This window comes from Bacillus coreaensis, from assembly GCF_050586445.1.
Classification (GTDB): Bacteria; Bacillota; Bacilli; order Bacillales; family Cytobacillaceae; genus Robertmurraya_A; species Robertmurraya_A coreaensis.
This window is the reverse complement of the sequence record NZ_JBOCCY010000012.1, coordinates 111,577-133,744: the sequence shown is the minus strand read 5'-3', so window position 1 is coordinate 133,744 and position 22,168 is coordinate 111,577. Positions and strand designations below refer to the sequence as shown.

Below are 22,168 nucleotides of genomic sequence, written 5' to 3'. Positions count from 1 at the left end.
CAAATAGATCAACTCATCATGTAATGGCCAGATGTCAGTTCTTAGTCAATAATGTGAAGTTGCATCATGTAGTAGACATTGATATACAAGGTTTCTTTGACAAGGTGAGCCATTCAAAGTTAATTAAACAAATGTACAGTATAGGCATACGCGACAAAAGAGTATTAACGATTGTCTCGAGAATGCTAAAAGCACCAATCAAAGGCAATGGTGTTCCAACTAAAGGAACTCCGCAAGGAGGAATCCTGTCTCCTCTTTTACATTAGATGTGAATTTAGACAGTGGTTATTCACTATCCAAAACAAAACTTGAAATTTCACAGGAACATTTAGAAGGATATGAAACAAGTGAAGTCGAAGAAGGAATTAAATATGCATTGGGATTTTTTAGTTAGGGAGCCATCCAAAGGGGCCGGGCAATGATTTTTTATGTATTGTGAAGAGTTGCACTTAAGCTAAAGGGGTAAGAGTTAAGAAAGTGATCGCTGTGGCGGTCCTTTTTTTCTAAAGGGGCAGATTGCTTTTTCTATTCGACTAAAAAGTAGTTTAGGTGAAGAATCGTCCTTAGCCCTTATTCTAAAATCGGTCAGATAGTGCAATAAACGATTGCGAAAACAATTCCATTTTGAAATAATTGGTATTAAAAGGAAGGGGCTTTTCATCCGTAGCAATATAAAAAAGAAGGTGAGTTTATTGAAATTTTTAAAGGTATTTGGAATTGGGTTCCTGTTGTTTGTTGTACTCATCATTGGTTTACTCATGGATACAAATGATCCTTCTACTAGAGATGGAATAGGATTTTTAATTATTTTTGGTGTTATCTTTTATTTACCAATCTTATTTATTGTTGCAGTTGCAGCTCAGTTTGATGAAAAAGGTAAGGGTTAAAAAATATTGAAGCCAAACGTTTAGTAATAAATTTATTAGATTCTCTATTCAAGCAGCGGTGCAGGTTTATAAAAGAAGGATGACGAAAGATAGAAATAAAAATGTGGGTGGAGGATAGAGTAATGGATGGGAATTTAAAGGAACATATAAAAGCATTAGAGGAAAAGCACACAGGACTTGAAGTTCGTAAAAATCGTGAAGAACTAGATAGAATACTTGCAGATGATTTCTTTGAAATTGGTAGTTCTGGTTATATGTATGATAAAAAGAAATGTCTTGAATCAGGAGTTGTACTAACAGAAATGACTTTACATAACCACAAAATATATCCCTTATCATCAGATCTAGTTTTATCAACCTATTTTGTAGTAGATAAAACTAGAAATCGCAATACACTTCGCAGTTCCATATGGAAACTTATAGACGGTAGATGGCAGTTATATTTCCATCAAGGAACAATATCACCACTGCAATTAAATGAAGTTATTAAAGGTACCGTGTTATGACTCGTTTCCATTCTTGCTAGTTTACATCGGAAAAAGAACCATTCTAATACTAGAATAAAAAAAGCACGCGAAGCCCCGTATAACAGGGAGTTTCGCGTGCTTCTATTTTTATATATTAAGCGCTATGCTCAGCGACAGCATTCGTTTTAGTTACAGTAAGATCAAAACGATCAGCGTTCATTACTTTTACCCAAGCAGCGATAAAGTCATTAACAAATTTTTCTTTGTTATCTTCTTGCGCATACACTTCAGCAATCGCACGTAAAATGGAGTTTGAACCGAATACTAGGTCCACTCTAGTTGCTGTTCTTGCAACTTCACCTGTCTTACGATCACGTCCTTCATATACGATTCCGTCTACAGCTTTCCATTCTACACCCATGTCGAGTAAGTTCACGAAGAAGTCGTTCGTAAGTGTTCCTACACGATCAGTGAATACACCGTGATCCGTACCATCATGGTTCGTACCTAACACACGCATACCACCAATAAGAACGGTCATTTCTGGTGCTGTAAGGCCTAGAAGTTGTGCCTTGTCTACAAGAAGCTCTTCTGAAGTAACACTGTACTCTTTCTTCTGGTAGTTGCGGAAACCATCAGCAACAGGCTCAAGTACATCAAAGCTTTCTGCATCTGTTTGTTCTTGTGTTGCATCCCCACGTCCAGGAGCAAACGGAACGGTTACATCAAAGCCTGCTGCTTGTGCTGCTTTTTCTACTGCCGCAGAGCCACCTAGTACGATTAAGTCAGCAAGGCTAACTTTCTTCTCTAGATTGCTTTGAACTTCTTCAAGCACAGAAAGAACTCTTTGTAGTTGTTCGGGTTGGTTTACTTCCCAATCCTTCTGTGGAGTAAGGCGGATACGGGCACCATTGGCACCACCACGATTATCTGAGCCACGGAAAGTACTTGCTGAAGCCCAAGCAGTTGTCACTAGCTCACCAATTGTAAGTCCAGAGTCAAGGATCAATACCTTGATTTTTGCTACTTCTTCTTCCGTTAATTCATAATCAACCGCTGGTACAGGATCTTGCCAGATAAGTTCTTCTTCTGGAACTTCTGGACCAAGGTATCTTGATTTAGGACCCATGTCACGGTGTAAAAGTTTGAACCATGCGCGAGCAAATGCATCAGCAAACTCATCAGGATTTGCATGGAAACGACGTGAAATCTTCTCGTAAATTGGGTCATGACGTAAGGCTAAATCCGAGGTAAACATAATGGTCGGAACTTTCTTGGATGAATCGGCTGCATCTGGTGCAAGATCTTTTTCAGCAGGGTCTACGGCCATCCATTGATATGCCCCTGCAGGACTCTTCGTTAACCACCAATCATATCCAAACAATAAGTCGAAGTATCCATTATCCCACTGTGTTGGATTCGCCGTCCAAGCACCTTCAAGACCACTAGAGATGGTATCCCCACCTTTACCACTACCATGAGTGCTTAGCCAACCAAAGCCTTGTGCTTCAAGAGGAGCCGCTTCTGGGTCTGGACCAACTTGGGCAGCATCTCCTGCACCGTGTGCCTTACCAAAAGTATGACCACCAGCGATTAATGCAACGGTTTCTTCATCATTCATTCCCATACGACCGAATGTTTCGCGAATGTCAAGTGCGCTTTTTAATGGATCTGGCTTGCCATTTGGACCTTCTGGGTTTACATAGATAAGTCCCATTTGAACAGCAGCAAGTGGATTTTCAAGCTCACGATCACCAGTGTAACGGTTATCGCCTAGCATTTCAGTTTCAGAACCCCAGTAGATGTCTTCTTCTGGATGCCAAATGTCCGCACGTCCGCCACCAAATCCAAATGTCTTTAAGCCCATTGATTCAAGTGCCACGTTTCCTGTTAAAAGCAATAAGTCAGCCCAAGAAATCTTGTTCCCATACTTTTGCTTAATTGGCCATAATAGTCTACGTGCTTTATCAACGTTCACGTTATCCGCCCAGCTGTTCAGTGGAGCAAAACGCTGATTGCCTGTTCCGCCGCCACCACGTCCGTCGCCCGTACGGTATGTACCAGCCGCGTGCCAAGACATACGAATAAACATTGGACCATAATGACCATAGTCAGCAGGCCACCAATCTTGGCTGTCTGTCATTAAGTTGCGAAGATCTTGCTTTAGTGCCTCGTAATCTAATTTTTGAAATTCTTCTGCATAATTAAAGTCTTCTCCTAAAGGATTAGATTTTTTGTCATGCTGACGTAGTATATTTAAGTTTAACTGATTTGGCCAAAAATCTTTATTTGTTGTACCGCTAGATTTAGGAGTAGTCGTGCTGCCATGGTTAAACGGGCATTTGCCACCGTTTGTAGTGCTAAAACCTTCCATTATATAAATCTCTCCTTTTGTAATGTTTGTATTAGAATAATTACATCTATGAAAATATAATTATTACTTTATAGTTATTATAAAATAAGATTCATTAAATTGAAAGGAATATCTCGTGAAGAATAAATATTTTTTGGATTTCTATCATAATTAACAGGATTATCTAGTTAATATATATGTATTTTTTCAAATAAAAGAAGTCTAATCTTAAAGAAAATCAGAAAGAATAACTGAGAATAAGAGTGTGTAGGGATTTTTAGATGAGAATGATATTTTCTGGTAACAGTTGAAAATATAGCGTTTAGTGATACCTAGCAGAGTCTTCTAAAGAATTTTTTTGTTAAAATAAGATTATTAGCAAGAATGGATAAGAGGTGTCTGGATTGGATATTAAAACAATTAATAAGATCAGAAAAGGAATCGCTCAAGGATTAAGATACGAGAGAGAGCTACAAGAAAAAAGGGAGCAGAAGTTGTGGAGACATGTTAGTGAGCCTTTTCAATTAGAAAGTATGCTTAACTCTCTTTCAAAGACTGAATTGGATAAAATACGTAAGAATCTTGAATTAAAAGGAATTAGTAACTTGAATAAAGGTGATTTAATAAAGGAACTGGTAATTGCGATTCCAACCCATTTACCCAGGATTCTTTCTAGATTTGACAAAGAAAGGTATGTTCTTTTAAAAAATATAGTGAAACAATCAGGGAAGCTCCCATTGCCAAGGAAAATATCAGTGAAAAAAGTGGAGGCTTTGATGACTTGGGGAGTAATTTTTCCCATCCAGTTAGATGGGGAAAAGGGATTAGCTGTCCCTAATGAAATTATAGAACAATTTCTTACGTTAGAGGGTCAGCAATTACAACAAATTATTGACAGAAATACAGAGTGGATTCACCTTACCCAAGGATTACTTTATTACAATGGGATCATGAACACTTCCCTTCTAGTTGACAGGGTTAGTGAATTAATGAAGCAAGAAATAGATTTCTTAGAATTTTTACATGTATTTACTAGTGCTAGTGACTATTATAAGCAAACCGCATATTCAGCGTATGGTCTAGTAGATAAGAGAGTGATCGATCAGAAGGAGATTTTTGTTGAAATTGAAAAACGTTCTAGTATAGACTATTACCCTTTTACCAAACAGCAACTTGTCAAAGCTGGTAATCCGGGATACGTTGAAAAAACTAAAGAATTGAAAAGCTTGATTCAATTCTTACAGCAGTATTATGATGTGACGGCTGAGGATACGGAGGATCTTGCAGAAGATTTAAATATCATGATATTTAATGATGGTAGTTTGAACCAAGCGGTCGAGTATTTTGAACAACGATTCGAATTTCCTGATTTGGAATTCGTCCAGGGTCTTGCATATTATCTGACAGAATTATTTAATCACTCGAGACAGTGGATCTTGAAAGGTCATACACCGAGAGAAATCTCTCAAGGAAGCAACTCAAAAAGTGTTCCATCTGCAGTTCTAGCTAATCCTGGGCCTTCATCCAATGTGATTGACTTCAAAAGTCGGAAGGCAATCGGTCGTAACGATCCATGTCCATGTGGAAGTGGGAAAAAGTATAAGAAGTGTTGCGGGAATTCTTGAATATGGGTGCTAAATATCAATTTAGCACCCGCATATACCAGAAGGCTGATCACCTACACATACCGATCCCGACCAGATAACATCCCAAATACCGTTAATATAATCGATACGACAATCAACATAATTAGAGGAACAGTCCATGCATGTGTGAGGTCATATAAATATCCGATAAAAAGTGGACCGACTGCTGCTAGAACATATCCAGTTGATTGTGCCATACCCGATAAAGCGGCTGTCTGTTGGCCGGTTTGAGTACGGAGCCCTATATAAGTAAGTGCTAACGGAAAGCTTCCGCCTAATGCGATTCCAATAAAGATGATACTTACAATTAGAATGGGATAGGTGGAACCCAGCAATAATCCGCTATAACCGATAACAGCAAACAACCCTAGGGAAAAAGAGAGCCATACCTGTGATTGAAAACGGCCGGCAAGAACTGGGATAACAAAGCTTGCGGGTAACCCTACGAGCTGTGTGAAGGATAGAAGCCATCCTGCGGTTTCCAGATTTATTCCGTGGCCATGTAAGATTTCCGTTAACCACGAAATCGTGACATAAAAGGAGAAAGACTGAAAACCCATGAATATCGCGATTTGCCAGGCAAGGGATGAACGCCATATCTGCTTGGAAGCCGTTCTTTGCTTCAGTTGGCTTTCGCTTTTCCCTTCTTCTTTATATTTAAAAAGAAACCCCCACAAGATAAGAGCGATAATTACTGGTATCCCCCAAACAATTTGTGCTCCCTGCCACCCAAGATCCCCATCAACAGCTAAAGGGATGCTGATTCCTGATGCTAATGAGGCAATTAACCCCATGGAAGTAGAGTAAACACTTGTCATCAACCCGAATTTTTTAGGAAAACGCTCCTTCACTACCGCGGGCAAAAGGACATTTCCTATCGCGATGCCTAAACCGACCAAAAGAGTCCCAGTGAAAAGTAAAAAAGGTGTGGGAATCGAGCGAATGGAAATGCCGATCAAAAGAGTGGTTAATCCAATCAATAAAGTCCCTTCATTTGTTAGCCGACCAGCTATCTTAGGAACCAGAGGGGACATGACAGCAAATACGACTAACGGCAGGCTCATCAAGAGTCCTGCGCTCCAGTGTGCCAGGCCAACATCCTCTTGAATCATCCCAACCAAAGGTCCTAATGATGTGATGGCAGGGCGTAGGTTAAATGCAATAAGGACGATACCAGCGATCAACAAATAGAAATAATTTGAATGTGTATATGACTTCGTTTTTAGTAATTCCATCAAGTGCTCCTCCATTAAGACAAACTTTCTACAGTATAGCATACATAAAGTAGAGGGTTAATAAACAAGTCCCAGTTTCGAGAGGGTCCAGTCCTTATTTCATACCCTATAAATAACTATGGAAGCAATCCCATATATATATGAGTAAAAAGCCAACAGGAGAAAAACATTGAATAAACAAAATAGCCAATTTAGATGGGTTGTCTTTGCTACAGTCCTGTTTACTTATTTATTAATGGCGAGCCAGCGAACCGCTCCGGGACTTATTACAGATCAAGTGATGAGGGATTTTCAGGTAACGGCCTCAACAATCGGGTTACTAACCAGTATTCAATTTTTTGTCTACACGGGCTTGCAAATACCGATGGGGATTATGGCCGATCGGTATGGCCCTAATTTTTTCCTCATTGTCGGTGCGATCCTTACAGGGGTAGGAACGATTATTTATAGTCTTGGAACGCATGAATTTGTCCTGTTTTTTGCGAGAATATTGACGGGAACGGGAGATGCAACCATCTGGGTCAATATGGTGTTAATACTAGGGCAATGGTTTAATCGAAAGGAATTTGTTCGTTTAATTGGGTTTGCAGGTATGACTGGAAGCGTGGGTTTCCTTTTAGCCACGGTCCCCTTCTCTGCTTGGATTAGCTTCCTTGGCTGGCGGGCAGCCTTCTTTTCAGCAGGACTGCTCCTATGTCTGTGTGGCCTACTCCTTTATATCGTTCTTTTAAAAAAACCAAAACAGCTTTCTCTGACAAATATATCTGTAAAAAACGAAATACCAAGAGAAAAAACACTGACTTTATTACGAAGAACTTTTTCCAATCGACAGGTATGGGCATTATTTTGCTGTCATTTTGGGGTTGTCGGCGCGTATGTAGGATTTATCGGTTCTTGGGCTGTACCGTACGGAATGACGGTGTATGATATGACGCGATCAGATGCGAGTCAGTTTATCATGATTGGGTTGATTGGGGCATTGATCGGAGCCCCTCTAGCTAGCTGGATGTCAAGTCGATTAGGAACGATTAAACTTCCTTATGTGATGGTTCATGTCTTTACTATGTTGGGGTGGGTTTGCTTTCTCTTCTTTCATGGAAATCCGCCTGTTTTCATGCTTTATTTGCTGTTCTTTATGATTGGATTTGGATTTGGGGCAAGTGCCTTGACGTTTGCACTTGTTCGGCAAACGTTTCCGATCATCGAATCAGGCATTGTTTCTGGGGTTGCCAATACAGGAGGGTTTCTAAGTGCCGTCCTTTTGCCAAGCATTTTTGGCATCGTGTTGGATTATTTTCAAGCCTCAAGTGCTATTGCTGAAGGATACTACTACGGATTTTTCATTCCAGTGATCTTTTCTATGATTGGTCTATTGGGAGTTAGCTTGATTAAGGAAAAGCGGCAAGAGGAGGGAAGTGTAATCAGTAACCAAAATTCTTAATTATTAAAATTTTTATAGTATTCCGAATGCGATTTCAGATGTGTATAGATTCATATTCTTATGAGAATAGCGATGCCAATTAAACTGTAAACAAATGGATGAAAGGATTCAATGACAACCATAATTTTGAGATACTCCCTGTTTGAATATTTAGATACACATGTTGTAAGGTATTTCATAAGGGGTGATACCATGAATGATACCATTGAATTATTAAAAAATCATCGTTCAGTAAGGGCATTTAAACCTGGAGAAGATGTGAGTGAATTCCAGGTGGAATCGATTATTGCAGCGGCTATGGCTGCACCCAATTGGATTAATGGACAGCAAGTGAGCATTATAGAAGTAAGAGAACCCAAAAAGAAATCAACATTAGCAGAAGCTGCAGGCAATCAAAAGTGGATTGTGGAAGCACCTGTTTTTCTGGTGTTTTGTATAGATTTTTATCGGTCAAAGTTGGCGGCTGAGAAAAACGGACATCCGTTTCAACTTGTTGATGATATTGAAGCGGTGATTGTTGGTTCAACAGATGTTGGAATCGCTCTAGGTAGTGCGGTTATCGCTGCTGAATCGATGGGACTTGGGACCGTTCCGATTGGCGGAGTAAGGAGAAATCTGCAAACCTTTATTGATCTTCTGGATCTGCCAGAGTATGTTTTCCCAGTTTCGGGTCTGGTTATCGGTCATCCGAGAACGATTCCGGATCAAAAACCAAGACTTCCTCTGAAGGCAACACACCACAAAGAACGATATCATGCTAATATCCAAAGGGAAGTCATTGACGAATATGACCAGACCATTTCAACTTATATGGGTGAGCGGACAAATGGTCAGGATTCAAGTAATTGGTCCAGTAAAGTAGCTCATTTTTATGACAAAGGATTTGAGCAATATGCCAAAAACTCTAGGCCTATGTTGAAGCAACAAGGATTTACATACAAGTAATTCGGGGGGAGATTACAAGGTGCCACAATTATTAATTAAAGGAATTTCAGTTGAGCAGGTAAAATCCATTAGTAAACCATTAGTCCAAGAATTGGCAGAACTTTGTGCCTGTGGAACAGATAATTTCACGCTGGAAGTTATAAATTCCACATTTGTTTTTGATGGTGAAGAGGTTCCAGGATATCCATTTATTGAAGTAAAATGGTTTGACCGCGGGTTGGAAATTCAAAATGAATTTGCAAACCTCATAACGAAACAGGTTCATTCTCTCGGGATTCCGGAGGTTGAAGTTGCTTTTACTACGTTTAGGGAGTCCGATTATTATCTAAATGGCAAGAGTTTTACTTAATACAGATTTTGTCATGAAATATTTCCTCAATCTATTTTCATAATAAGAAAAGAAGGGGTGATTTTTATGGCAAAACGAAATGGCAAAACAGACGCTCAGCAAAAGAATAAGCAGGGGTTTGATTCAAGCAAAACCGATACAGAATTCGGTAAAGAGCATGGAAGTGCTGCTGCAAACCGAGCACACAAAGAAAAGGCCAAAAAAGAAAAAGCATCTAAAAACCAAGGCGAATGGAAAGGGATGCATTAATTTATTGTTATAGCAATATCTAGGGACTCTCGTACATTTAGGAGAGTCTTTTTTACTTTATTTAATTCTAGGAGGAAAAAGCTAAGTGGTACAGAATAGATTGTAGAATAAGATTATATTTTTAGCAGTTATCGATGAACAGACAGGAGGTATAAAGTGGTGAAATCAATAGCTGTGTATTGCGGATCGAGTAATGGGGCTTCTAGTATTTATCTAGAAGATGCAAAGAAGCTAGGTAAGGAATTGGCTAAAAGAAATATTACACTTATATACGGTGGGTCGAGTATTGGACTAATGGGTGTGGTTGCTGACTCCGCTTTAGAGATGGGAGGAAAAGTAATCGGCGTCATGCCAAGATTTTTAGATAATCGAGAAATCTCTCATAAAAGCTTATCAGAACTTCTTGTCGTGGAGACGATGCATGAAAGAAAGGCAAAGATGGTCGAGTTAGCCGATGGATTTATTGCTTTGCCAGGTGGTGCTGGGACTATGGAAGAATTCTTTGAAGTTTATACTTGGGCACAGGTAGGACTACATAAAAAGCCGATCGGTCTTCTAAATACAAATAGATATTATGATCCTCTTATAGCATTACTTAATCATATGAATAAGGAACAGTTCCTACAGGATCAATATCGATCTATGGCACTTATTGATGAGCACCCAGCAGGACTGCTTGATCAGTTTAGGAATTATGAATCACCCCCGGTAAAAACATATTAACTGAAAGTTGTGGAATTAGTTCTATAGAAGAAAGGGTAAAGCAATATAAATTGGTTACATCACAAGACGCATCCATTTGGACAACATTAATTCTAGGATCTAAACAACTTACAACAATCGAATGTACTCAGCTTAAAGCACAGTGGAAAATGGATGTAGAGTTTTATTGTAATTTAGATGATGTAAGGGTAGCTATGGTGAAGTGACAGCTACTCTTTTTTGTTTAGGTGGTCATGAAGAATCGCAAATAAGTTTGTAGAATCGCAAATAAAATTCTGGAATCGCAAATAAGTTTGTAGAATCGCAAATAAATTATCAGAATCGCAAATAAATTTTTAAAATCGCAAATATATGCCTAATAGGAAGGAGCTCGAAGGGGAAAACGAGCAAGAAGGTGGTTTCATTCGGTTAAATAACTCTCGATAGTACCAAAAAGTACTTAATTCCGGCCAGTTTTATAAAAATATTGCCCTGAATTGCATCTTCTTCCCTTGTAGAAAAATGTACAAACATGTTAAGCCCATGGAGTCGTGAGGGTGGAGTCAAGAGACGAAATGAGCCGATGACCAAAGGGTTTTTTTATATAGGTAGAGCCTATCAATTCCTCCTAAAATATCAATTAGTCTTATGCTTTTGACAGGATTATAATTACTTTATAGAACTTGTGAAGTAGTGAGCAACATGAGTCAAAATATGTGAATGATTGAGCAAACATTATAGGAGGGCTAAAAAAATGTCAAATTACGAAAAGCTTTTTTCACCCATAACGATTCAAAGAATGACGTTGAAAAACCGTATTGTTATGCCTCCAATGGGAACAAATTTTGCAGGACCGAACGGTGAAATCACAGATGAACATATATCGTATTACGAGCAACGAGCCAAAGGTGGTACAGGATTAATTATTCTTGAAAATGCGTGCTTGGCATTTCCACTCGGATCAAACGGAACGACACAGCTTCGAATTGATGAAGATCGATTTATTCCAGGTTTGTACCGATTAACGGAAAGACTGCATAAGCATGGAGCATCTGTAGCGGTTCAGATTAACCATGCAGGTTCGTCTGCGGTACCTGATCGGATTGGTGGTCAGCCGGTGTCCTCTTCCAATATTCCATCAAAGACGGGTGGCGCGATTCCGAGATCTCTTGAAAAGGATGAGATTTTAGAAATCGTGAATCAGTACGGGAAGGCAGCCAAGAGAGTAGTGGCGGCCGGTTTTGATGCAGTAGAAATCCATGCAGGACACTCGTATCTTCTTTGCCAATTCTTATCTCCTGTGTACAATAAGCGCACAGATGAGTTTGGTGGTAGTTATGAAAACCGTGCAAGAATTGTTCGAATGGTAATTGACCGAATTCGTGAAGAAGTGGGTCCATTTTTCCCAATCAGCTTACGATTTAGTGCGGAGGAATTTGTAAAGGGTGGCAACACGTTAGAAGATACGTTAAATATCCTTGAGTATCTAAGTGAAGGAGTAGATATTTTTAATGTGTCTGCTGCCCTGAACGATACGCTTCAATTCCAAATCGACCAGATGAACCTTCCTGATGGCTGGCGTTCTTATATGGCAAAGGCAGTAAAAGATAAATTCAATAAGCCGACGATCGCAACAGGAAATGTACGAAATCCACAAATAGCGGAATCGATTTTACAAAATGAAGAAGCGGACTTAATCGGGATGGGACGTGGCTTGATTGCAGAACCGAACTGGGTCAAGAAGGTTCAAGCAGGTGAGGAAGAATTTTTAAGAAAATGTATTTCATGTAATATCGGCTGTGCAGGACATCGTATTGCATTGAATCGTCCGATTCGCTGTACGATCAACCCGGATTTATTCCATGGTGATGACTATAAGGAAAGAGAAATCACTAGACCAGTGAATGTAGTGGTCATCGGTGGAGGAACAGCGGGACTTGAAGCGGCTTGTACAGCAGCAGAGGTTGGCTGTACAACGATTCTTTTTGAACAGAAGCCATATTTAGGTGGATTAGCACGAGAGATTTCTAGACTACCTGAGAAGAAGAGAATCGAAGACTTTCCTAATTACTTGGTGAAACGAAGTGAAAGATTACCGAACTTGATTCCTTTTACCAATACAAAGGCAGATATTCAGTTAATCGCAAGATATAAGCCGGACGTGATCGTGAATGCAACGGGATCCACGCCTCTTCTTCCACCAATCAAAGGGCTTCACGAGCATATTGATCAGCCGAATGGAAAGGTGTTCTCGATCTTTGGATTGTTAAAACAGGTGGATTCTTTTACCGAGTTTGTTGGCAAAAAGATAGCCGTTATCGGTGGCGGGGCTGTTGGCTTGGATGTGGTGGAGTTTTTTGCTGAAAGAGGAGCGGAAGTGACCATGGTCGAGAGAATGCCACTCGTTGGAAAAGACTTAGACCATATTACGAGAATCTCCATGATGACGATGTTAAAAGAGAGACAGGTAGATGTGCGAGTAGAGACTTCCTTGATGGAAGTAGCGGAAGATCATTTCAAGGTTTCGTACGAGGGCGTTGAGTCGACTATTGAATTTGATTACGGGTTTGTTTGCTTAGGAATGAAGTCAGAAAATCCAATTCTTGCCGACCTTCAATCATATTTTCCTCATATTGAGGTTCTTAATATTGGCGATAGCTGGGGAGTTCGAAAAATTCTTGATGGTGTAAGAGAAGGAAGAAATATCTTAACCACCCTTGAAAAATTGGGGGCACTTCCAACAGAAGAAGTAGAGGTAAAGGTTCCGGTCTTTGCTTAATAAATGTGTCCACTCTTAAAGGGTGGACTTTTTTTTATTTATCGAATCTTTTTCCAGTTTTTCACGTAATACTAACATGAGGAAAGAGGGGTGAGTATATGTCAAAAACAAAACGAGTGATGGTAGGTATTACATCAACGGCTCTTGTCCTAGGAATGGCAGGTTGTGGGTCGGGCGCTGAGGAGTACACGTATACAGAGGATATTCCAGATCCGCCAGAGGACACAAGCTGTTCAGATTGGGAATGGGATGCAGAAGATGGTGTATGGGAATGTGATGATTACGATTCAAATTATTATGGGCATTATTTCTATGGCGGTCGTTATTACAAAGGAAAAAGTGCTCTTAAGGCAAGCAAAGATTATATCTCATACAAAAACAGCTCTTCCTTTAAAGGAAGTACGTCAAGTGGAACCGTGAAAAATAGTACGGGATTTGGAAAGGGATCGACGAGCTCAGGAGGGTAATGCCAAGCCCCATTATAGAAAGGGAGATTATATACATGAACTTATATTTAAATTTTGCCTCTTATTTAGGAGTGGCAGTCCTTCTGATGATTGCAGGAATTCTATTGTTTACGTTAAGTACGCCTAAGCTAAGGGAATTCAAACTAATTGCTGAAAAGAATGTTTCCGCTGCCTTGTTGCTAGGAGGAAAGGTCATCGGTTTAGCGATTGTCCTTGGAGCTGCCGCGGAATACTCGGTATCGTTGGTCGACATGGTCATCTGGGGAGCGATTGGAATCATTGCTCAAATTATTGTGTTTATTTTAGCAGAGGTGATTACGATTCGATTTAGCATTGGCAAGGCGATTGAAGAGGATAATCGTGCCGTTGGTGTGATGCTATTATCGTTATCACTTGCTATCGGAATTATGGTGGCGAAATGTCTATCGTACTAAAAGGGGCCAAATGATGAAACGATTAACGTACTATCTTGATAAGGGAAATGACGAGTATACCCCGCTATATGAATATACAACTGCATCGGTTGGTGTGGATGAGCTATATGCTAGACAGCTTTGCACGTACTTTATTATGCGTGGAAGACAGTATGAGCTCTTCTCTACGGAAATGGATGGAGACGAAGAACAGTTAATCATCAGAGATAAGGGGAGAAATCCACATGTCGCGGATGAAAAAGGCTACCAGGGAAAAGGTCTACATATAGAGATTCGTAGATTTCGAGAAGAAGAGAACTACAAGCTCCTTACCTCGCTCCCATGTGATAGCCATTTTGATGTGATTCGTTATTTGTTAAAGGACATTGTTGATGTACCCGGGCTAGGGTATAAGCAAGTAACCTCTACAGAGATTGATGAGGATCGAGGAGTTTATGTGTTGTATGTTAAAGAGGTTGGAGAGGATTCGGAGTGACGAGTAGTTATCGTGAAAAAAGAAGCCATTTTTACAAGGAAATCAAGGATTTTTGGGCAGATTTATATGGAGAAGAGTATGCCCTTTACGACATGCATTTGTTTGAAACCTCAGAAGTGGATCATATTCGCCTTGTAAGTAATCGAGTGGGTCATATTTTCTTTAAGGTGTGCCGACTTTTGCGTGAAGTGCCTGATGAAACCTTACTTGAAATGGGCTTTCCGAATGAAACCCTTTCCTTTCTTCGATTAAAAACACATCAAGCTGAGAGCGTAATTTCTCGGCTTGATCTCATCCCAACAAGTGATGGATACAAGTGTATTGAAATTAATGCGGATACACCGACTTTTATAAAGGAGCTATTTGCCGTCAATGAAGAGGTGTGCAGAGAGTTTTCTGTGGAAAATCCAAATGACAAAATGGAAGAACGTCTACGACAAGCCGTTAGAAGTAGCATAATGGAGGGGCTCGAGGGAAAAGGACTGATTTCACCGAATATCGTTTTTACAGCACATGATGATCATGTAGAAGATCGTGAAACCGTACGCTATCTTCAACAATTATCTGGACTTCCTTCTAAATTCACGCCGCTTCACCAACTTCAAATACAAAAGGGAATCGGGCTTTTTGATGAAAAGGGAAGCAGAATTGATGTACTATATCGTCAGACTTTCCCGGTAGAGAACTTAATTTCGGATCAAGACGAAGATGGAAATCCTATTGGAGTATGGCTATTAGAGTTAGTGGAGCTTGGGAAACTTGTGTTAATTAACCCTCCCTCTGCCTTTTTACTTCAAAATAAAGCGGTACAGGCCGTTATTTGGGGGCTGCATGAGGAAGAGCATCCTTTTTTTACAAGGGAAGAACATGAATGGATTGAAGCATATTTCCTACCTACTTTTCTAGAAGAGGTCCCCTTTTTACAAACCGATCAATCGTATGTAAAAAAACCTTCATTCGGAAGAGAAGGGGATACGGTGGAAATCTTTAAAAGCAGCGGACAATTAGCACATGCCAATACCGAACGCAATTATACGAATTATGTGGCTGTTTATCAGAAGTATGTGGAGTCCCAAACGGTTCGTTTTAATAGTGAAAAGGGCATGCAAAATGGGAAGTTGTTAATTGGCAGTTTTCTTTTGAATGGAAAGTCCGCTGCACTAGGTTGCCGTGTAGGAGGGGAAATTACGAATAATCTTTCGTATTATCTGCCAGTTGGGATGAAGGGAGGAAAGTAGACATTGTGGATTTTACATCAAATATATTCGAAAATGTCTAAGTTAAGCTTAACACATGCTGGAATACTGGCTATTCTCCTTATTATTGTCAGTAGCGTTACGATGAGAATACTAGAGCCGGAGACCTTCCCACGATTTATTGACTCTCTTTGGTGGACAATGACTACGCTTGTCACGGTTGGCTATGGTGATTTCTTTCCGGTAACAGATGCAGGCCGAATTTTTACCATGCTCTTAATCTATACCTTTGGAATCGGAGCCATGGGGATTATTATTGGAAAGATTTTCGAAAGCCTCAGCAAATACCGGAAACTGAAGGAGGAAGGGAAATTGTCTTATACAGGGAAAGGTCATTACATATTAATTAGTCCTTCAAAGGAAAAGCTGGAGAAGGTGATGGGTGAAATTCTAACGAGTGAACAAACCAGAGATATCGTAGTCGTGGATCATGCTGACAAGCTCCCGTTAGAAGATGAACGGCTTCATTTTATAAGTGGAAATCCTGCCGAAGAAGAGGTCTTGTTGAAGGCCAATATCTTAGAGGCGAAATCAGTGGCGATTTTTTCAGATGACCGAAATGATCACGCTGAGTATTCGGATGGAAAAACCCTTCTAACCGCTTCCCGAGTTGAACATATCTCTAAAAAGTTTGATCGGAATATTTATACGATTGTTGAAGTGAAAAAAGATAATCATATCACGTTATTCGAGCATGCGAAGGTTGATGAGTTTATTCTATCAAATGATTCGGTTTCTAGATTAATCGCCCAGGCTGCCATCAATCACGGTTCAAGCCGACTGTTCAAGCAGATGCTAAGCAATACAGACGGGGAAAATATATATGAAATTTCAGCAAAACCTGAATGGAAAACGTACAAGGAAGCGGCGATGGAGCTCTTCGACAAGGGAGCCACTCTTTTATCAGATGGCAGCTCTCTTGATGTGGCGAGACGACACAACGAACAAATACCTGCTGATGCAAAGCTATTTATTATTTGTGATGATGAAACCTACCATAAAATTGTTGGATAAAGAAAGGCTCACTCCCCAATGAATAAGGAGTGAGCCTTTTATATTTACGTCCAATTTACATATTGGCCAACTTCTATATGAAACTTTGAGATCGTTCCAGGAGGGAGTTCGAGAACAGAATGGGCTTGTTTGATTGGAAGCACGAATTTCCATGGTTGTAAGTGTTCTACTAAATGAACCACTCGATGATGTTGATCAAGGAAAACGGCATCGATCTGAAAATGCATAAAGCACATATGAATGGAGTTACAAGGTGCAATCCACAAACCTTCCTCATGCAACGGCTGCTTTCGAAACATCAAGCCTTTTAACCTAGAACCAAATGACTGAGCTTTCCTTATAGAAAAAGGAATCGTTCTGTATATACTACTCTTTTTCACTACATACACCTACATAACCCCCTAAGAACCGACGTTAAATTTGTAGCTGATTTTATTATAGTTTCTCAGACTAGTGAAAGTTGTCGAATAGTAGTTGATATAAATAAAACGATAGAGTTTTTATATTGTTGAAAAACCTAACCGAAAACAAAAATAAACAAATTTACTATTTTTATATTCAAAAACAAACAAACATGTACTATAATGAAATCAGAAGATAACAAATAGCAATCGGAGGTAATCGGATGGTTAAGAACAATTGGGATGTTGAAGCAGCTAGTCAGGTACAAAAAGGGGTAGAAGAGTTAGTTTATCGTTCAAATCTCATCGGGTCAGATCGTGCCGTATGTAACTGGGGTGGCGGCAACACGTCTATGAAGACTGTGGAGAAGGATTTCCGTGGACGCGACGTTGAAGTGATGTGGGTTAAGGGAAGCGGGTCAGACTTAGCGACGATGAAAGCGCATAACTTCACAGGGCTTAATCTGGAGGATATTCGTCCGTTATTTGAGCGCGATGAAATGTCAGATGAAGAGATGGTTGCGTATCTTTCACATTGCATGATCGACAGCAAGCATCCAAGAGCTTCAATCGAAACATTATTACATGCATTTTTACCATATAATCACGTCGATCATACGCATCCAGACTCGATCATCAGCCTTTGCTGTGCGGACAATGGGAAAGAGTTAGCAGAAGAGATTTTTGGGAATCGTTTTGTTTGGGTACCTTATATTCGTCCAGGCTTCACCCTTTCAAAATTGATCGCAGAAGGCGTAAGAAATAATCCAAATGCAGAGCTTGTTCTAATGGAAAAGCACGGTCTTGTTACTTGGGGGGAAACATCTGAGGAGGCATATGCCAAGACGATCCAAATCATTAGCGAAGCTGAGCAATTTATTAATGACCGCTCTAATGAAGAAATTGTTTTTGGTGGACAACAATATGAATCTCTTAGCGAAGAAGAAGCTACTAGCTTGCTAGCTAAAGTAATGCCTGTGATTCGCGGTGCAGTTAGTGAAGAAAAGAAAATGCTTTTAACGTATGACCGTGGTGAGGATGTTTTACAGTTTGTAAACAGTCGTGATGCGAAGGAGCTTTCTCAAGTTGGGGCTGCATGTCCTGACCACCTTGTTCATACAAAGCGTGTTCCTCTTTATATTGATTGGAATCCACAATCTGGGGATGTAGAAGCACTAGTTTCAGCCATTAAAGAAGGGGTAGAAAGCTTTAAGGCTGAGTACAAAGCGTATTTTGAGCGTAACAAGCATGAAGGCGACAAAATGTTTGAGCCAGCACCACGTGTGATCCTGATTCCTGGTGTAGGTATGGTAAATACAGGGAAAGATGTGGCTAACTCTCGTGTAAGTGGAGCGTTATACCACCGTGCCATTTCTGTTATGAAAGGATCTACCACACTTGGACAGTTCGTTTCATTAAGTGAAAATGAATCATACAATGTTGAGTACTGGCCATTAGAATTATACAAACTTTCTCTTGCACCAGCAGAAGCAGAGTTTTCTAGAAAGGTAGCGTTTGTAACAGGTGGAGCAGGTGGAATAGGAAGTGAAACATGCCGTCGCTTTGTTTCCGAAGGGGCACATGTCGTTGTGGCTGACTTAAACCTTGAAGGAGCAGAAAAAGTAGCAGCCGAAATCAATGAGACATACGGGGCAAACCGTGCACTTGCTGTGAAAATGGATGTAACTAATGAAGAGGCGGTTCAAGCGGCTTTCAATCAAACCGCATTAGCATTTGGTGGCGTGGACATTATCGTGAACAATGCAGGACTTGCTACTTCTAGCCCAATTGATGAAACAACTCTTCAAGAGTGGAATTTAAACATGAATGTCCTTGGAACTGGTTATTTCCTAGTTGCTCGTGAAGCATTCAAGCAAATGAAAGAGCAAGCGATTGGTGGAAGCATGGTGTTTGTTGGTTCGAAAAACTCTGTGTATGCAGGGAAAAACGCAGCAGCTTATAGCTCCGTAAAAGCGCTTGAAACACATCTTGCTCGTTGTATCGCAGCAGAAGGTGGAGAGTATGGCATTCGTGTGAACTCTGTTCTTCCAGATGCGGTTTTACAAGGATCTGCTATTTGGGGATCTAGATGGCGTGAAGAGCGTGCAGCCGCTTACGGTATTGAGCCAGATCAATTAGAGGAACACTACCGCAAGCGTACGACATTACTAGTGAATATTTATCCGAAAGATATTGCTGAATCTATTTGCTTCTTCGCCTCATCTAAATCAGATAAGACAACAGGATGTATGATTACGGTAGATGGCGGAGTACCAGCTGCATTTACAAGATAACTGAATGATATGAAAAAAGATAGTAAGGATGGAATATCCCTACTATCTTTTTTAAAAGAACATTTACTAAAAAATTGTCGATTTATATCAGAAAAAAATCAGGATTAATCCTGATCGATTTGTTGAAGTCAAGAAGCACTGAATAACGCATTACTTCCCTTTTGAGAAAAGTGTTTCATATGCAGATTTAATAACTCGTCTAACTCCTGGCTACATTTTAGAGTTTGGTAGCTACCAATACCTGTGATAGAAGCAACTTCAACCATTTTCTTCTTCTTTTTATCTATTTGATTTAAAAGTAATAATTCAAGAGATATATTGTCCATGGTAAGTAAACTCCTAGTTAAGAAATTTAGTAATTCTTTAAAATAATTATACTAGATTTTAATCATTTTGAAATAGAATCGACAAACGTTCCCAAACAAAGACAAAATTCTATGCTATTATTTTTGTTTATTACTGTTTGTAAGCGAATACAATGGAGTGTATAGTATTTTAAGGGCTAAAGGGGGCATTAATATGGATTTTTTATCGCCTATTAAAGCGACAAAAAAAGCAAGAATCGGTTTATATACGATTGGTTTGAAAGCGTATTGGGGACAGTTTGAAGGATTGAAAGAAAGATTGATTGAATACGGTAGCTTTATTGAGAAAAAGATGAGCGTGTACGGCGAAGTCTATAATTTTGGATTGGTAGACTCGGAGGGAGCAGCAAGACGTGCGGGTGAGTGGTTCAACGAGAAAAATGTTGATCTTGTATTCTGTCATTCAGGTACATACTCAACAAGTTCTGCCATTCTTCCAGTTCACCAAATCTGTAAGGCACCAGCCGTGATTCTGAATTTACAACCAACCGAACGAATCAATTATGAGTCGACCACTACTGGAGAATGGCTTGCCCATTGTGGTGCCTGCCCGACTCCTGAAATCGCCAATGCGTTCAACCGTAGTGGAATTCCCTTTCGAGTGGTGAATGGTTTACTTGGACTTGATTATACACCAGCGATTTCTTTGACGAATGAGAACACGAGTGAACGAAAAGAAGCGGTGGCTGCTTGGAAGCAAATTACCGAATGGGTTCGAGCGGCTGCCGTCCCTCGCACATTGCGACATAGTCGTTTCGGTTTTTTAGGAAACACATATAGCGGGATGCTAGATATGTATAGTGATTTTACGATGATTCAAGCACAAACCGGCCTTCATGTAGAAGTGTTAGAAATGTGCGATTTGCACCGCATTCTTCAGGATGTAACAGCTAAAGAAGTAAAACAGAAAATTCATGAGGTAACTACTTTCTTTGAAATCAGTGGAGATTCACCGTCCGATCCCATTGCGAAAAAACCAACTCAAGAACAGCTAGAGTGGTCATGCAAGGTAGCAGTTGCTCAAGAAAAGTTAGTGAAAGAATTCGACCTTGATGCGCTCACCTATTATTATCATGGAGCACCTAATAGTGAATACGAGAGGCTTCAGTCAGGTTTTATCGTCGGTCACTCATTGTTAACGGCGAAAGGGATCCCTTGTTCAGGTGAGGGGGACTTAAAAACAGCCATAGCTATGAAAATATGCGATATTCTTGGGGCAGGTGGAAGCTTTTCTGAAATTGTCGTAGTGGATTATGTGGATGAAACGATTCTACTCGGACATGATGGGCCATTCCATTTAGCTATTTCAGAGGGAAAACCGATCCTTCGTGGAATGGGGCTGTACCATGGAAAGCAGGGATCGGGAGTTAGTGTGGAAGCAAAGGTGAAAACGGGAGCGATTACCACACTAAATGTTACGCAAACTGGGGACGGAAAGCTAAAGATGATTGTCAGCGAAGGAATGTCTACAAATGGCCCTATCATGCGAATTGGGAATACGCAAACACCAGTAAAATTTAAGGAGCATCCAGACGTCCACCTGGAGAGATGGTTTCAGGAAGCCCCAACACACCACTGTGCGATGTCGATTGGAGAAAATGCTTCCTTATTTAAAAAAGTCGGGGAGTTATTGGCTTGTCATACAGTCGTACTATAAAGGAGGTTATGAATCATGGAATCTAGTAATAAATTTGCATGGACATGGGAGATTAAAGAGGACTGTCTGGAAGAGTATGTGAACATGCACTTAGAACCATGGAATGAAATTCTCGAAGAGCATAGCAAGGCAGGAATAAGAAACTACTCCATTTTTAAAAACGGAACACAATTTTTTTATTGCTTCGAATGTGATGATGTAGATGCTGCCTTTGCTTATATCGCAAAGAGTGAAGCGTGTAATCGTTGGAATGCGATTACTTCAAAAATGGTCAAAGGATCTTTCGATTTTAAAGAAGCTGAACCGATACAACCTTTACGAGAAGTATTTTATTTAAAGTAGTCAAAAAATTCAAAGTCCCGATCACGAGTTGATTCGTATAGTAAAGGCCCCCACCGGTGATCACTGAGTCTGAATAGGTGGTCGATTGGGCCAGTAAAGCTTATGCGAACAAGATTTGAGTCCGAAAGAAGGTCTGATTCGGACAGGAAAGTTCATGCGAATAGATTTTGAGTCCGAATGAGTGGTCGATTCGGACAGGAAAGTTCATGCGAATAGATTTTGAGTCCGAATGAGTGGTCGATTCGGACAGAAAAGTTCATGCGAGCAGGATTTGAGTCCGAAAGTGGGTCTGATTCAGACTGGAAAGCTCATGCGAGTAAGAATTGAGTCCGAAAGCGGATCCGATTCCAACAACAAAGAAAAAGGTGTTCAAAATAGTGAACACCTTTTTCTTAGTAGTGTAAACAAGG

21 protein-coding genes and 1 pseudogene are annotated in these 22,168 nt (G+C 40.1%); 18 read left to right on the top strand and 4 right to left on the bottom strand.

Annotation, left to right across the window (positions count from 1 at the left end):
* From ACQ5H4_RS17300 to ACQ5H4_RS17290, 3 genes and pseudogenes are all read left to right on the top strand, one after another.
* Positions 1–260 (top strand): annotated as a pseudogene (locus ACQ5H4_RS17300) (reverse transcriptase domain-containing protein); the annotation flags it as partial.
* Positions 261–692: 432 nt separating this feature from the next.
* The gene (locus ACQ5H4_RS17295; protein WP_430776244.1) at positions 693–887 is read left to right on the top strand and encodes a hypothetical protein; all 195 of its coding nucleotides are present in this window, start codon (positions 693–695) and stop codon (positions 885–887) included.
* A 122-nt stretch (positions 888–1,009) separates the two neighbouring features.
* Positions 1,010–1,393 (top strand): nuclear transport factor 2 family protein, encoded by a 384-nt coding sequence (locus tag ACQ5H4_RS17290; RefSeq protein ID WP_430776243.1) that lies wholly within the window; start codon positions 1,010–1,012, stop codon positions 1,391–1,393.
* A gap of 115 nt (positions 1,394–1,508) precedes the next feature.
* Here the strand turns inward: ACQ5H4_RS17290 and katG are convergent, their stop codons facing one another.
* Positions 1,509–3,728, bottom strand: coding sequence for a catalase/peroxidase HPI (gene katG, locus ACQ5H4_RS17285; RefSeq protein ID WP_430776242.1), 2,220 nt, complete (start codon positions 3,726–3,728; stop codon positions 1,509–1,511).
* Between the two features lie 383 nt (positions 3,729–4,111).
* Here katG and ACQ5H4_RS17280 point away from each other — a divergent pair, with 383 nt between their 5' ends.
* Positions 4,112–5,332: a YecA family protein gene (locus tag ACQ5H4_RS17280; RefSeq protein WP_430776241.1), complete on the top strand. Its 1,221-nt coding sequence runs from the start codon at positions 4,112–4,114 to the stop codon at positions 5,330–5,332.
* 53 nt (positions 5,333–5,385) lie between these two features.
* On the opposite strand, the gene ACQ5H4_RS17275 is transcribed toward ACQ5H4_RS17280, so the two are convergent.
* Positions 5,386–6,588: a CynX/NimT family MFS transporter gene (locus ACQ5H4_RS17275; RefSeq protein WP_430776240.1), complete on the bottom strand. Its 1,203-nt coding sequence runs from the start codon at positions 6,586–6,588 to the stop codon at positions 5,386–5,388.
* Between the two features lie 169 nt (positions 6,589–6,757).
* Here ACQ5H4_RS17275 and ACQ5H4_RS17270 point away from each other — a divergent pair, with 169 nt between their 5' ends.
* The 11 genes from ACQ5H4_RS17270 (at position 6,758) to ACQ5H4_RS17220 (ending at position 16,699) form a co-directional block, all read left to right on the top strand.
* On the top strand, positions 6,758–8,029 hold the full coding sequence (locus ACQ5H4_RS17270) for an MFS transporter (RefSeq protein ID WP_430776239.1): 1,272 nt from the start codon (positions 6,758–6,760) through the stop codon (positions 8,027–8,029).
* A gap of 192 nt (positions 8,030–8,221) precedes the next feature.
* On the top strand, positions 8,222–8,974 hold the full coding sequence (locus ACQ5H4_RS17265) for an NADPH-dependent oxidoreductase (RefSeq protein ID WP_430776238.1): 753 nt from the start codon (positions 8,222–8,224) through the stop codon (positions 8,972–8,974).
* Between the two features lie 19 nt (positions 8,975–8,993).
* Positions 8,994–9,323 (top strand): DUF1904 family protein, encoded by a 330-nt coding sequence (locus ACQ5H4_RS17260; RefSeq protein ID WP_430776237.1) that lies wholly within the window; start codon positions 8,994–8,996, stop codon positions 9,321–9,323.
* 66 nt (positions 9,324–9,389) lie between these two features.
* On the top strand, positions 9,390–9,572 hold the full coding sequence (locus ACQ5H4_RS17255) for a hypothetical protein (protein WP_430776236.1): 183 nt from the start codon (positions 9,390–9,392) through the stop codon (positions 9,570–9,572).
* A gap of 159 nt (positions 9,573–9,731) precedes the next feature.
* Positions 9,732–10,295, top strand: a complete 564-nt coding sequence (locus ACQ5H4_RS17250) for an LOG family protein (RefSeq protein ID WP_430776248.1) — start codon at positions 9,732–9,734, stop codon at positions 10,293–10,295.
* Positions 10,296–11,028: 733 nt separating this feature from the next.
* Entirely contained in the window at positions 11,029–13,053 is a 2,025-nt protein-coding gene (locus ACQ5H4_RS17245) for an oxidoreductase (protein WP_430776235.1), read from the top strand.
* A gap of 98 nt (positions 13,054–13,151) precedes the next feature.
* On the top strand, positions 13,152–13,520 hold the full coding sequence (locus ACQ5H4_RS17240; protein WP_430776234.1) for an aminotransferase yhxA: 369 nt from the start codon (positions 13,152–13,154) through the stop codon (positions 13,518–13,520).
* Positions 13,521–13,555: 35 nt separating this feature from the next.
* On the top strand, positions 13,556–13,954 hold the full coding sequence (locus tag ACQ5H4_RS17235) for a DUF350 domain-containing protein (protein WP_430776233.1): 399 nt from the start codon (positions 13,556–13,558) through the stop codon (positions 13,952–13,954).
* A 13-nt stretch (positions 13,955–13,967) separates the two neighbouring features.
* Positions 13,968–14,429, top strand: coding sequence for an RNA helicase (locus ACQ5H4_RS17230; protein WP_430776232.1), 462 nt, complete (start codon positions 13,968–13,970; stop codon positions 14,427–14,429).
* A complete protein-coding gene (locus ACQ5H4_RS17225; RefSeq protein ID WP_430776231.1) occupies positions 14,426–15,667 on the top strand; it encodes a glutathionylspermidine synthase family protein in 1,242 nt (413 codons plus the stop codon). Before ACQ5H4_RS17230 ends, ACQ5H4_RS17225 begins: the two co-directional genes overlap by 4 nt.
* Positions 15,668–15,670: 3 nt before the next feature.
* Positions 15,671–16,699, top strand: coding sequence for a potassium channel family protein (locus ACQ5H4_RS17220; protein WP_430776230.1), 1,029 nt, complete (start codon positions 15,671–15,673; stop codon positions 16,697–16,699).
* Positions 16,700–16,743: 44 nt separating this feature from the next.
* On the opposite strand, the gene ACQ5H4_RS17215 is transcribed toward ACQ5H4_RS17220, so the two are convergent.
* Positions 16,744–17,088 carry a DUF192 domain-containing protein gene (locus ACQ5H4_RS17215; RefSeq protein WP_430776229.1) on the bottom strand — a complete coding sequence of 115 codons (345 nt, stop codon included), beginning with the start codon at positions 17,086–17,088 and terminating at the stop codon, positions 16,744–16,746.
* A gap of 236 nt (positions 17,089–17,324) precedes the next feature.
* Here ACQ5H4_RS17215 and ACQ5H4_RS17210 point away from each other — a divergent pair, with 236 nt between their 5' ends.
* Positions 17,325–19,394 carry a bifunctional aldolase/short-chain dehydrogenase gene (locus ACQ5H4_RS17210; protein ID WP_430776228.1) on the top strand — a complete coding sequence of 690 codons (2,070 nt, stop codon included), beginning with the start codon at positions 17,325–17,327 and terminating at the stop codon, positions 19,392–19,394.
* 128 nt (positions 19,395–19,522) lie between these two features.
* On the opposite strand, the gene ACQ5H4_RS17205 is transcribed toward ACQ5H4_RS17210, so the two are convergent.
* Positions 19,523–19,720, bottom strand: coding sequence for an aspartyl-phosphate phosphatase Spo0E family protein (locus ACQ5H4_RS17205; protein WP_430776227.1), 198 nt, complete (start codon positions 19,718–19,720; stop codon positions 19,523–19,525).
* A 193-nt stretch (positions 19,721–19,913) separates the two neighbouring features.
* On the opposite strand from ACQ5H4_RS17205, the gene ACQ5H4_RS17200 reads away from it, so the two are divergent.
* A complete protein-coding gene (locus ACQ5H4_RS17200; protein ID WP_430776226.1) occupies positions 19,914–21,416 on the top strand; it encodes an L-arabinose isomerase family protein in 1,503 nt (500 codons plus the stop codon).
* A gap of 15 nt (positions 21,417–21,431) precedes the next feature.
* The gene (locus ACQ5H4_RS17195) at positions 21,432–21,758 is read left to right on the top strand and encodes an L-rhamnose mutarotase (RefSeq protein WP_430776225.1); all 327 of its coding nucleotides are present in this window, start codon (positions 21,432–21,434) and stop codon (positions 21,756–21,758) included.
* Positions 21,759–22,168 lie beyond the last annotated feature (410 nt).

What these genes read in the sequence shown, in the direction of transcription:
- ACQ5H4_RS17290 (WP_430776243.1), top strand. Translation starts at nt 1,010, where the DNA reads ATGGATGGGAATTTAAAGGAACATATAAAAGCATTAGAGGAAAAGCAC.
- katG (WP_430776242.1), bottom strand. Translation starts at nt 3,728, where the DNA reads ATGGAAGGTTTTAGCACTACAAACGGTGGCAAATGCCCGTTTAACCAT.
- ACQ5H4_RS17275 (WP_430776240.1), bottom strand. Translation starts at nt 6,588, where the DNA reads ATGGAATTACTAAAAACGAAGTCATATACACATTCAAATTATTTCTAT.
- ACQ5H4_RS17265 (WP_430776238.1), top strand. Translation starts at nt 8,222, where the DNA reads ATGAATGATACCATTGAATTATTAAAAAATCATCGTTCAGTAAGGGCA.
- ACQ5H4_RS17255 (WP_430776236.1), top strand. Translation starts at nt 9,390, where the DNA reads ATGGCAAAACGAAATGGCAAAACAGACGCTCAGCAAAAGAATAAGCAG.
- ACQ5H4_RS17245 (WP_430776235.1), top strand. Translation starts at nt 11,029, where the DNA reads ATGTCAAATTACGAAAAGCTTTTTTCACCCATAACGATTCAAAGAATG.
- ACQ5H4_RS17240 (WP_430776234.1), top strand. Translation starts at nt 13,152, where the DNA reads ATGTCAAAAACAAAACGAGTGATGGTAGGTATTACATCAACGGCTCTT.
- ACQ5H4_RS17235 (WP_430776233.1), top strand. Translation starts at nt 13,556, where the DNA reads ATGAACTTATATTTAAATTTTGCCTCTTATTTAGGAGTGGCAGTCCTT.
- ACQ5H4_RS17230 (WP_430776232.1), top strand. Translation starts at nt 13,968, where the DNA reads ATGAAACGATTAACGTACTATCTTGATAAGGGAAATGACGAGTATACC.
- ACQ5H4_RS17210 (WP_430776228.1), top strand. Translation starts at nt 17,325, where the DNA reads ATGGTTAAGAACAATTGGGATGTTGAAGCAGCTAGTCAGGTACAAAAA.
- ACQ5H4_RS17205 (WP_430776227.1), bottom strand. Translation starts at nt 19,720, where the DNA reads ATGGACAATATATCTCTTGAATTATTACTTTTAAATCAAATAGATAAA.
- ACQ5H4_RS17200 (WP_430776226.1), top strand. Translation starts at nt 19,914, where the DNA reads ATGGATTTTTTATCGCCTATTAAAGCGACAAAAAAAGCAAGAATCGGT.
- ACQ5H4_RS17195 (WP_430776225.1), top strand. Translation starts at nt 21,432, where the DNA reads ATGGAATCTAGTAATAAATTTGCATGGACATGGGAGATTAAAGAGGAC.